At 36.8% G+C, this 13024-nt stretch carries 7 protein-coding genes; 2 read left to right on the forward strand and 5 right to left on the reverse strand.

Features of this window, described 5'->3' with window-relative positions; translation table 11 throughout:
* Positions 1 to 157: 157 nt before the first annotated feature.
* The 5 genes from V7P73_RS12165 to V7P73_RS12185 form a co-directional block, all read right to left on the reverse strand.
* Positions 158 to 1585, reverse strand: coding sequence for a glutamate synthase subunit beta (locus tag V7P73_RS12165; RefSeq protein ID WP_333854064.1), 1428 nt, complete (start codon positions 1583 to 1585; stop codon positions 158 to 160).
* Complete coding sequence (gene gltB, locus V7P73_RS12170; protein WP_333854066.1) at positions 1585 to 6117, reverse strand: glutamate synthase large subunit; 4533 nt, start codon at positions 6115 to 6117, stop codon at positions 1585 to 1587. Before gltB ends, V7P73_RS12165 begins: the two co-directional genes overlap by 1 nt.
* Before the next feature lie 545 nt (positions 6118 to 6662).
* Entirely contained in the window at positions 6663 to 8363 is a 1701-nt protein-coding gene (lysS, locus tag V7P73_RS12175; protein WP_333854068.1) for a lysine--tRNA ligase, read from the reverse strand.
* 477 nt (positions 8364 to 8840) lie between these two features.
* Positions 8841 to 9764, reverse strand: coding sequence for a 23S rRNA (adenine(1618)-N(6))-methyltransferase RlmF (gene rlmF / locus V7P73_RS12180; RefSeq protein WP_333854070.1), 924 nt, complete (start codon positions 9762 to 9764; stop codon positions 8841 to 8843).
* 9 nt (positions 9765 to 9773) lie between these two features.
* Positions 9774 to 10154, reverse strand: coding sequence for a c-type cytochrome (locus V7P73_RS12185; protein WP_333854071.1), 381 nt, complete (start codon positions 10152 to 10154; stop codon positions 9774 to 9776).
* An 85-nt stretch (positions 10155 to 10239) separates the two neighbouring features.
* Between V7P73_RS12185 and dusB the strand changes: the two genes are divergently transcribed.
* Both dusB and V7P73_RS12195 read left to right on the forward strand, forming a co-directional pair.
* A complete protein-coding gene (gene dusB, locus V7P73_RS12190) occupies positions 10240 to 11229 on the forward strand; it encodes a tRNA dihydrouridine synthase DusB (protein WP_333854073.1) in 990 nt (329 codons plus the stop codon).
* Positions 11230 to 11390: 161 nt separating this feature from the next.
* On the forward strand, positions 11391 to 13019 hold the full coding sequence (locus V7P73_RS12195) for a M1 family metallopeptidase (RefSeq protein ID WP_333854075.1): 1629 nt from the start codon (positions 11391 to 11393) through the stop codon (positions 13017 to 13019).
* Positions 13020 to 13024 lie beyond the last annotated feature (5 nt).

Genomic DNA, 13024 nt, shown 5'->3' on the forward strand with positions numbered 1-13024 from the left:
TTAAAAATGCTTACAAATATCGTTAAAAAAATCGAGATATGAAAGCCTTAAAATCAGTTAAAGGATAAGTTTTTAACAAGGATGTTTGGGGATTTTGAATAAAAAAATCGAACTATTAATTAGCTCGATTTCATAAAATTTAATATTGATAAAAGTTTTAACTTTTCAAAAACTCATCAACCTTATTCGCACACTTTCGCCCTTCAGCAATTGCCCAAACCACAAGACTCTGCCCTTTTCTTGCATCGCCACAAGAGAAATATTTGGTTTGATTGGTTCGGAATTCTTTATTATTTCCGATGAGATTTCCTTTTGGATCAAGGTTAATATCCAAATCCTCAACCAAACCTTTGTGCTCCACATGTGTATATCCTAATGCAATGAATGCCAAATCACAATCGATAACAAATTCTGAGTTTGGTTTTTCTGTGTAGAGATTCCATTGTCCATCAGCATCTTTTGTCCATTCCGCTTCCACAAGACGAAGCCCTGTAAGATTTCCGTTTTCGTCTTTTACAAATTCTTTGGAATTAACAGACCATTTTCTTTCACAACCTTCTTCGTGAGAAGACGTGATATGCAAAGTCATCGGCATCGTTGGCCAAGGCATTGTTTCGTCGCGTTCTGTCGGCTGAATTGGCTTGTAATAAATTTGATAAATAACCTCCGCGCCTTGTCGGTTTGACGTTCCGATGCAATCTGCACCTGTATCACCGCCGCCAATTACTACCACTTTTTTCCCTTTAGCATCAATATCTTTTTCGTTGAATGGGATTCCACTCACTTTTTTATTACTCTGAGAAAGAAAATCCATCGCAAAATAAACACCTTTGGCATCCCGATTCGGAATCATCAAATCTCTCGGAACTGTACTTCCTAAAGCCAAAACAACGGCTTCAAAATTTCTATCCAAATCTTCCACAGAATAATTAACTCCAACATTGACATTGGTTTTAAATTCAATTCCTTCTTGCTTCATCCATTCCACACGGCGTTCGATAATTTTTTTTTCTAATTTAAAATCTGGAATTCCGAAACGCAACAATCCACCAATTTCTGGGTCACGTTCAAAAACCACAACCGAATGTCCCATTTGGTTCAATTGATAGGCCGAAGCCAAACCCGCGGGACCAGAACCAACAACGGCCACTTTTTTTCCAGTTCGATTTTGAGGAATAATTGGTTTTGCAAATCCTTTTTCGAAAGCAATTTCAATAATATTTTTTTCAACTTCTTCTATCGCAACGGGAAGACTGTTGATTCCCAAAACACAAGCACCTTCACACGGCGCAGGACAAATTCGACCTGTAAACTCAGGGAAATTGTTAGTAGAAATCAATAATTGATATGCTTTTTCCCATTGCTCTTTATAAACCGCCTCATTGAATTCCGGAATCATATTGCCAAGCGGACAGCCACTTTGGCAAAACGGAACCCCACAATCCATACATCGTGACGACTGTTTGTGAAGATAATCCTCTGCAACCGGTGCATAAAATTCTTTATAATTACGAATCCGTTCCTCTACAGGAATTTTCTTCGGCAACTCTCTGTCGTACAATAAAAATCCATCTGTTTTTCCCATTACTTCAACTCATTTATTTTATTTTCCATCGCCATTTTGTAATCTCTCGGATAAACTTTGATGATATGTTTCAAATTATTTTCAAAATCACTTAGGAGATATGACGCTAATTCGCTCTTTGTCATTTCAAAATGTTCATTAATCAAATCTTTGATGATTGATTTATCTTTTTCCGTAATCTCTTCCAACTCTGCCATATCAGGATTGAAATTCGTCTCCAAAGACTTTTCTACATCCCAAACGTAAGCGATTCCACCACTCATTCCCGCCCCGAAATTCCTTCCGACTCCGCCAAGAATCAAGACCGTTCCGCCAGTCATATACTCGCAACCGTGGTCACCAACGCCTTCTACAACGGCTGTTGCTCCAGAATTACGAACCGCAAAACGCTCGCCTGCCATTCCGCAAACAAAAATCTTCCCAGACGTTGCGCCATACAAAGCTACATTTCCAATGATGCTATTTTGATGTGCTTTGACAACCGATTCTTTATCTGGAAAAACCACCAAGTTTGCTCCAGAAAGTCCTTTTCCAAAATAATCATTAGCATCACCTTCTAGAATCATCGTGATTCCTTTGTTGCAAAATGCGCCAAAACTTTGTCCTGCCGTACCTTTAAAATTAAATTTCAAAGAATTATCAGCCATTCCTTCCGAGCCATATTTTTTGGTGACTTCGTGAGAGAGAATCGTTCCGATGGTTCGGTCGGTATTTTTGATGTTAAATTGAGCTTCTACCGATTGATTTTGGTTAATAGCATTTTGCGCAGCTTCCAACATTTTCCAAGACAAAGAATCGGAAATACCGTGGTCTTGGTCTTCACTTTTAATAATTGGTAAATCGGTTTCTGATTTAAAGAAAATTGGACTCAAATCAATTTGTTTGTGTTTCCAGAACGAAACATCTTTTTTCGTAGTTAAACATTGTGACTGTCCAACCATTTCATCAATCGTTCTAAAGCCTAAACTTGCCATAATTTCTCTGACTTCCATTGCCAAAAAAGTGAAATAACTGACCAAATGTTCTGGTTTACCTTTGAATTTTTTCCTTAATTCTTCATTTTGAGTAGCAATGCCAACCGGACAAGTATTGAGATGACATTTTCGCATCAAAATACAACCTTCCACAACCAACGCAGAAGTGGAAATCCCCCATTCTTCTGCACCAAGCAACGTTGCAATAACAATATCACGTCCTGTTTTTACTTGACCATCGACCTGCAAAGTCACACGATGACGCAATTTATTCTTAATTAAAGTTTGCTGAGTTTCTGCCAATCCCAATTCCCAAGGCAAACCTGTATGTCTCGTAGAACTCAGCGGTGAAGCTCCAGTTCCGCCGTCATAACCGGAAATCAAAATATGGTCAGCTTTTGCTTTTGCAACACCGGAAGCAATCGTACCAACACCTGCTTTTGAAACCAATTTAACGGAAATCCTTGCGTGTCTATTGGCATTTTTCAAATCAAAAATCAATTGAGCTAAATCTTCAATCGAGTAAATATCGTGATGTGGTGGCGGCGAAATCAATCCGACACCTGGGGTAGAATGTCGGGTTTTCCCAATCCATTCATCGACTTTGAAACCAGGCAATTGCCCTCCTTCGCCCGGTTTTGCACCTTGCGCCATTTTGATTTGAAGCTCTTCTGCTTCTGCCAAATATCTCGCTGTTACCCCAAACCTTCCGGACGCAACTTGTTTGATTGCCGAGCGTAAATTATTTCCATTTTCATCCAAAACATAACGTTTCTCATCTTCTCCACCTTCGCCTGTATTGCTTTTTGCTCCAATTCGATTCATCGCAATGGCTAATGTAGAATGCGCCTCATAAGAAATTGAACCAAAAGACATCGCACCAGTCGCAAAACGTTTCAGAATATTTTCAACAGGTTCAACTTCATCAATAGAAATCGATTGTCTGTCATTTTTAAAATCCATCAAACCTCGTAAAAGAGAAGCTTTCTCAGAAAGTTGATTGACCGTTCTTGAATATTTTTTGAATATATCATAACGGTCATTCCAGGTTGCCTGTTGCAAAAGATGTACAGATTGTGGATTGAACTGATGATATTCGTTCCCAGGTTTCCATTGATAAACGCCACCTGGTTCCAAAATTTGCTGAGGCAACTTCCGCCCAAATGCATTGAAATGTTTTACCAAAGCTTCTTTTGCAATTTCATCAAACCCAATTCCATCAATTCTTGAAATCGCTCCCGTGAAGCACGTATTAACAACAGCTTTATTAAGACCAATAATCTCAAAAATCTGTGCACCGTGATAAGACTGCAAAGTAGAAATTCCCATTTTTGAAAATATCTTCAGAAGTCCATCTCCAACCGCTTTTCTATAATTATTTTTTAATTTTTCTAATTCTATTTCGTTCCCAAATTCATTTTTATGGAACATTTCACGAATGCTCGCCAAAGCCAGATAAGGATTGATTGCCGTAGCTCCAAAACCTAACAAAGCCGCAAAATGATGAACTTCCCAAACATCGCCAACCTCCATCACAATTCCAATTTTCCGGCGAACACCTTTTCTTATCAAATGATGATGAACCGCAGAACACGCCAAAAGAGAAGGAATCGCCGCGTGTCCAGAATCCAAAGAACGGTCAGAAAGTACAATAACCTCAAACCCATCATCCACAGCATCTATCGCATAACGACAAATCCTATCAATCGCTTTTCTTAAAGTTCCTTCTTTCTCATCCGTCTTGAAATAAGTATAAATGGTTTTCGATTGAAATTTTCCCGTATCTACACTTCGCAACTTTTCCAATTGCTCATTATTCAGAATCGGATCATCTAATTTTATAGAATGGGCAAAATTTTCATCTTCCTCCAAAAGATTACCACTTCCGCCAAGAATTGTAGTCAAAGACATCACCAACTTTTCCCGAATCGGGTCGATAGGCGGATTTGTTACTTGAGCAAATAATTGTTTAAAATATGAGCTAAGATGTTGCGGCTTTTCACTCAGAACAGCCAACGGCGCATCAAAACCCATCGAGCCAATGGGTTCTTTTCCGTGTTCTGCCATTTCTTTTATTACAACATCCAAATCTTCTCTGGAATATCCGAATACCTTTTGATATTTGAAAATATCTTCTGACTGTAATTTGTTGAAACGGATTTTTGGACTTGGCAATTCGTTGATATTAATCTTCATTCTATCCAGCCAATCTCTGTATGGACGAGAAGTACAAATCTCTTTTTTTAGCTCTTCATCACTGATGATTTCGCCTTTTTTCATATCAACCAAAAACATTTTCCCTGGTTGCAGACGACCTCTTTTGATGACTTTTTGCGGATCAACCGACAAAGCGCCAGATTCGGAAGCCATAATCACGCGGTCATCAGAAGTAACACAATATCTAGAAGGCCGAAGTCCGTTTCTATCCAAAGTTGCGCCGATAATTTCACCATCCGTGAACGAAATCGAAGCCGGACCATCCCAAGGTTCCATCATACAAGCATGAAATTCATAAAAATCTTTCTTGTAATCTTCCATTTGTTTGTGTCCATCCCAAGCTTCGGGAATCAGCATCATCATTGTATGTGGAAGAGAACGACCTGAATGATAAAGCAATTCTACCATATTATCCAAGTAAGAAGAATCGGATTGCCCTGATTTTGTGATTGGCAAAATCATATCCATTTCCTGAGCTGTAAAATTGGAACTTTGGAATGTCTTTTCCGAAGACTTCAACCAATTGAGATTCCCTCCAATCGTGTTGATTTCGCCATTATGAGCTAAAAAACGAAACGGTTGCGCTAAACTCCAAGTTGGGTTTGTATTAGTCGCAAAACGCGAATGCACCATTCCAAAAGCCGAACGCAATCTTGGGTCTGACAAATCTTTAAAATAATTACGAATCTGAACCGAACGTAACTGGCCTTTGTAAATCAGTTTTTTACAAGAAAACGAAGCAACATAAAAACCTATCGGGTCATTGCTCGTAACACTCGTAATCTGATGTGAAATATAATTTTTAAAAACAAACAGCTTTCTTTCAAAATTTTTGTCTGTCTCAATATCAAAAGGACGTTCCACAAAAAGCATTTCCATCACAGGTTCTACACTTTTCGCTAAATCTCCCAAATCTATATTACTGACAGGAACTGGACGATATCCCAAAATTTTGAGTCCTAACTTTTCTGCCGATTGTTCAATAATCTCTTTACATTCTTGTCTGATGAAATTATTTTGAGGGAAGAACAACATTCCAACACCATATTGCCCAGGTTCAGCGATATCAATTCCGTATTTCAAAGCTTCATCGAAAAGTAATTCGTGTGGTAGTTGGATTTGGATTCCGGCACCATCACCTGTATTACTTTCGTAACCTGTAGCGCCACGATGTTCCATATTTTCGAGCATCGTAATAGCATCGCTGACAATTTTGAAACTTTTGAGTCCTTTTATATTAGCCACAAAACCGACTCCGCAGGAGTCGAATTCTGTTTCTGGTAAATAAAGTCCTTGATTTTTGGGAATGGATTTTTGGGAAGTTTTCCTTGCTCTTTTCATCTACATCAATTTTGGGTACTAACAAACTTAATGAAAAAAGAATCAAAAATGATTTTAAATTACCGAATCAGCAATTATAAAAACCACAAATAATATTTAAAACAAAGAAATCATCTTTTATTTACCGATAATTTACGTTAATTTAATATTAAGTAATTATTTGTTAAAATTAAATTAATATTGAAAACATTTAAATGATTAACAATCAAACAATTAATTAAAATAAATATTTCAATAAGACTTGTTGGAACTTGGAATTAAATCTGATTTCTCTAAAAATATGACATTGAGTTAAAATCAAGTACACAAAACAAAAACACCCCTAAAAATTCAGGGGTGTGATATTCTAAAATATAATTTCAAATTAAAATCATATTATTTTTTTATACAATTATTGATTTGAAGTAATTTTCCATCATTTAAAAATTAAATTTGGTATTCAAAATCAAATATTAATAATTTAATAACAATAATTAAAATTATTTAAATAATCAACAAATTAAATTATGCTTTAAATGATTTCCGATAACTATTTAAAGAAAACCTTAAATCAATTTCATTAATAAAACCTCATCAATTTTCTCCACTTTCACCAAATTATTTTTAGTTAAAGTTTTAGAAGCTTTGTCCCATTTTTTACCAGAAAGTTGAGAACGTGTTTTAACTTCATTCAATTCCAATGCATCTTCTTGAGAATTAAGGATTTCAAGAATTACCTTTTCATCTTCTCCTAATTCAACCGTTGGCATTTTTTTCTCAGGTCTCATTTGCGGGAAGAATAGAACCTCCTGGATGCTCGGATTATTCGTTAAGAACATAATCAAACGGTCCATTCCGATTCCAAGACCAGATGTTGGCGGCATTCCGTATTCTAAAGCTCTAAGGAAGTCTTCGTCAATAAATTGCCCTGCTTCATCATCCCCTTTTTCTGATAATAATAATTGGTGCTCAAAACGTTGTCTTTGGTCAATCGGGTCATTCAACTCAGAATAAGCATTCGCGATTTCTTTTCCGCAAACCATTAATTCGAAACGTTCCGTCAAACCTTCCTGACTTCTGTGTTTCTTCGTCAAAGGCGACATCTCAACAGGATAATCTGTGATGAAAGTCGGCTGAATGAAGTTTCCTTCACACTTTTCTCCGAAAATCTCATCAATCAATTTTCCTTTACCCATTGTTTCATCAACCTCGATTCCGATAGATTTTGCGAAGTCGAATAATTCCTGCTCAGACTTTCCAGTGATGTCAAAACCTGTATATTTCAAAATCGCTTCTGTCATAGAAACTCTTGGATAAGGCGCTTTCCAGTTGATTGTATGTTCTCCGAAAACAGATTCCGAAGTTCCGTTAACCGAAGTCGCACAGAATTCTAGCAATTTTTCCGTGAAATCCATCATCCAATTGTAATCTTTGTAAGCCACATAGATTTCCATTGCCGTAAATTCTGGATTATGAGTTCTGTCCATTCCTTCATTTCTGAAGTTTTTTGAGAATTCATAAACGCCGTCAAATCCACCAACAATCAATCTTTTCAAATATAATTCGTTAGCAATTCTAAGATATAAAGGAATATCTAAAGCGTTGTGATGTGTAATAAATGGTCTCGCTGCCGCTCCACCAGGAATTGATTGCAAAATAGGCGTTTCAACTTCGAAATATCCTGCATCATTGAAGAACGTTCTCATCGCATTGAACAATTTTGTTCTTTTCACGAAGATTTCTTTCACGTGAGGATTCACGACCAAATCTGCATAACGCTGTCTGTAACGCAATTCTGCATCTGTGAAACCATCAAAAACATTGCCTTCTGCATCTACTTTTGGAAGTGGAAGCGGGCGAAGAGATTTAGTCAATAATGTGAAGTTTTTCACCATTACCGTCATCTCTCCAACCTGAGTTTTGAACAATTCACCTTCGATTCCGATGATGTCACCGATATCCAAAAGATGCTTGTAAACCTCGTTGTATAAAGTTTTGTCTTCACCAGTACAAATCTCGTCACGGTTAAAATAAACCTGAATTCTACCTTCAGAATCCTGCAATTCTGCAAAACTTGCCTTCCCCTGAATTCTTCTGGACATCAATCTTCCAGCAATCACCACCTTCTTCCCTTCTTCGAAATCCTGTTTTATAGATTTTGTGGAATCAGTGATTTTGTATTCAGCGGCTGGGAATGCATCGATTCCCAAATCGGTCAATTTCTGTAGTTTCTCGCGACGGATAATTTCCTGTTCTGATAATGACATTTTAATTCAATTTTTTGGAATTGCAAAAATAGTGATTTTTAAATGGTTGTGGAAGTTAAATTTTAGTGTGTGATTTAAACGCAAAGAGCGCAAAGTTTTTTTGAAATTATTGAAGATATTTTAAGGTTCGCAAAGGAGCTTTGCTCAGCGAAAGAAACAAATACAAACTTTGTCATTCCGCAGGAATCTAAGCGATTATATTACTGCCCAATTATTAATATAAATATTTCAAATACCATAGGTTTCACCTACGGCTATTAATATTGAACCCTTTGGGTTCTTCGTATAAGCTTACTCCATTCTTCTTTTAAATGTCAAAATACACTTCTATTTTGAAAAATTGATTTGGATGACAAAACCCATAGCCCCGATTGCAGGGGAAATCCTTTTTTGCGTGACTTCGAGTTCTTTTGATTGGCAAAATGCGAGGCAAAAAAGATTGTAACGGAAAGCGGGAAATAGCTCCTAAAAATTAAATTAAAACCAATCTTTTCTTTTTTCTTTCGGAATAAAAGTCCAAGCCAAAATCCTGCTGATTTTCTGACCTTGCGCCATATCAATGGTTTTGAATTCTGGCACTTTCAGATTTTTGAGAAGTGTTGTCAACTGATGCAGATTGTCTTTTTTGGAAACCAAAGTCGTGAACCAAAGAACCTGTGAAGAAAATTGGACACTTTCGTTTATCATTTTTTTGATGAAAGCCATTTCGCCACCTTCACACCACAATTCGGAATGCTGACCTCCGAAATTGAGGTTTGGATTTTGAATTTTCTTTTTTCTGAGATTGTTATTCTTTCTTCGATTTCCCGACATTGCATCTTCTTCCGATTCGTGGAAAGGCGGATTACACATCGAAAATGTGAATTTGTCTTCCGACAAAATGATATTTTTGAAAATGAAATCTGCTGCTGGCTGTTGCTTCAAATGAATAACTGAGAACAAATTTGGATTTTGACTCAGAATATTCTGGGCATTTTCCAGAGAGTTTGGATTGATATCCGTTCCCAACATTTCCCAGCCATAAGAATAATTGGCAATCAAAGTATAAACGAGATTGGCTCCTACTCCAATATCCAAACCTTTGACCGAAGTTCCAGTTGGAATTTCGCCCTTGTCGCTCGCCAACAAATCTGCCAAATAATGAACATAATCTGCCCGACCTGGAATCGGTGGACAAAGATTGCCTTCTGGAATATCCCATTCTTTGACATTATAATATTGTAAAAGCAAAGCTTTATTAAGTAATATAACCGCTTTCGGAATACTAAAATTGATCGTCAAAGTATCATAATCATTTTTGAAAACGTAATGCTTCAACTCTGGAACGACGGAAATTAAAGCTTCAAAATCATAAGAATTGCGATGGAGATTTCTTGGATGAAGACTGGATTTTTCAGACATCAGCAAAATTTATTTTGAAGATAAAATATACTGCGCCATAAATTTCGCATTTTCTTTGCTAAATCCATTGTGAGCAGGCATAGGAACATCTCCCCAAACACCAGAACTTCCTTTGATGATTTTCTCCGCCAGCATTTCTACATTCTCCGGTGTGTTCTCATATTTTTTTGCCACTTCTTTGTAAGAGGGTCCAATCATTTTTTCGTCTAGTTTATGACAACCTAAACAATCTGCGCCTTCAACCAACGATTTACCTTCGGCAATTGGATCGGTTACGACTTTTGGCGTAGGTTCTGGTTCAGAAGCAATAACATCTTTATTACCAGAATTTTCATTTTTTGCACACGAAAATACCATTGCTAGAACGGCTGTTAGAAATACTTTTTTCATATTGATTATTATACCACAAATTTATTAAATAAGGAATTAAGACTGATTTTAAATTAGTCCGAATAGGAATCATTATCTTTGCAGAATGGTAAAAATTGGCAACATAGAACTTCCTGACTTTCCGCTTTTGCTGGCACCTATGGAAGACGTAAGTGACCCACCGTTCAGAAAATTGTGCAAAATGCACGGCGCAGACTTGATGTATTCGGAGTTTATTTCTTCGGAAGGATTGATTCGTGATGCGATAAAGAGTCGTAAAAAGCTCGATATTTTCGATTACGAAAGACCTGTGGGAATCCAGATTTTTGGTGGCGATGAAGAAGCAATGGCAATGTCAGCCAGAATTGTGGAGACTGTAGAACCAGATTTGGTGGATATTAATTTCGGTTGTCCAGTAAAAAAAGTCGTTTGCAAAGGCGCCGGAGCTGGTGTTTTGAAAGATATCGATTTGATGGTGAGATTAACGAAAGCTGTTGTCAGTTCTACACATTTGCCAGTTACTGTAAAAACGAGATTAGGTTGGGATAATGATTCAATCAATATTGATGAAGTTGCCGAAAGACTACAAGATGTCGGAATTAAAGCTTTAACCATCCACGCCAGAACTCGTGCTCAAATGTATAAAGGTGAAGCAGATTGGGAACATATCTCAAGAATCAAAAACAATCCGAATATTGAAATTCCAATTTTTGGAAACGGCGATGTTGATTCTCCTGAAAAAGCGTTGGAATATAAAAACAAATATAACTGTGATGGAATAATGATTGGTCGTGGTGCGATTGGTTATCCTTGGATTTTCAATGAAATTAAACATTTTTTCGAGACTGGCGAAATTCTTCCTGAGCCAACTATTGCAGAAAGATTAGAAGCTGTGAAAAACCACGCACTTTGGTCTGTAGAATGGAAAGGCGAACGTCCCGGAATTGTGGAAATGCGTCAACATTACAGCAATTACTTCCGTGGAATTCCGCATTTTAAAGAATTCAAGACTAAGTTTCTTCAGGCTTTAACTCTTGAACAAATTGACGAAATCATCGAAGAGACGAAGCATTTTTATCAGGAAAATATTTTCTAATTTTTTTTAAACACAAAGTTCACAATGGCTTTTTCACAAAGCCCACAATTATTATAGTGAACTTGGTGTAAATCTTTGTGACCTTTGTGGTAATTAATATTCAATTTCTGTAACTTTTAACAGTTAAACGCCAACTTATTAGACCTCAAAAAAAATTAACAATGAAAAAAATCTTACTGTTCGCCATATTGATTTCAGGTACTTCTCAAGCGCAAATGTTTGAAACCCCTAATCCTACCAGAATAGACACGTTAAAAGGTTCTAATACAGAATTCAGAAACTTTTGGGATGTTAAGAAATATGATATTGTCTTGGAGCCTAATTTTGAAGCGAAAAGCATCAAAGGAAGTAATAAAATCAGTTTGACGATTGAGAAAGATGTTTTGAATCCTGTTTTTCAAATCGATCTTCAAAGTCCGATGAAAGCTGACAAAATCACAGCTAATTTTCCTATTGTTGATAAAAAAGTAGACGGAGATTTCATTTTTATTTCTGCAAAAAAGAAATTCAAAAAAGGAGAAAAATATACGATTGATATTGATTACTCTGGAAATCCAACGATTGCAAAACACGCACCTTGGGACGGTGGTTGGATGTTTACCAAAGACAAAAACGGAAATCCGTGGATGACTGCTGCAGATGAAGGAATCGGTGCGAGCATTTGGTTGCCTGTAAAAGATATTTGGAGTGATGAGCCGGATAACGGAATTACTTTCAAAATCATAACACCAAAAGATTTGGTTGGCGTTGGAAACGGAAAATTAATCAAAGAAGAAAATCTTGGCGATAAAAAGTCTTGGCTTTGGGAAGTAAAAAGTCCAATTAATGATTATTCCATCATTCCATCGATTGGGAAATATGTGAATTTCAAAAATACTTTTGACGGCGAAAAAGGAAAATTGGACTTGGATTATTGGGTTTTGGATTACAATCTTGACAAAGCTAAAAAACAATTTGAGCAAGTAAAACCAATGATGAAAGCTTTTGAGCATTGGTTTGGACCATACCCTTTTTATGAGGATTCTTATAAATTGGTAGAGTCTCCGCATCTTGGGATGGAACATCAAAGTAACGTTGCTTACGGAAACAAATATCAAAATGGTTATCTCGGAAGAGACCTTTCCGGAACAGGAATTGGCTTGAAATGGGACTATATCATCATCCACGAAACGGGACACGAATGGTTTGCGAACAACATCACGGCAAAAGACCAAGCGGATATGTGGATTCACGAGAGTTTTACAACTTATTCCGAGACTTTGTTTGTGGACTATGTTTTTGGGAAAGCCGATGGCAATAAGTATCTTCAAGGATTAAGAGGAAATATTCAGAATGATAAACCAATCATCGGAACATACGGCATTCGAAATGAAGGCAGCAGCGATATGTACCCGAAAGGAGCGAATATGATTCATACGATTCGTCAGGTGATTAATAATGATGAGAAATTTCGTCAAATCCTGATAGGTTTGAATAAGGATTTTTACCATCAGACTGTAACCGCAGCACAAATTCAGAATTACTTTTCTGAAAAATCAGGCATTGATTTGAAATCAATTTTTGACCAATATCTGACGACCATCAAAATTCCAACTTTAGAATATAAGCAGAATGGAAATCAGCTGACTTACAAATGGACAAATGTTGTTCCGAATTTGAAACTTCCAATCAGACTGGCAGATGGACAGAAATTGAAACCAACGGAACAGAATCAGACCACTACTTTGAAATCTGACAAACCAGTGGAATTCGATAAAAATTATTACATTTATACAAAACAGATTAACTAAGAATT

Source organism: Epilithonimonas sp. (assembly GCF_036780765.1).
GTDB lineage: Bacteria > Bacteroidota > Bacteroidia > Flavobacteriales > Weeksellaceae > Epilithonimonas.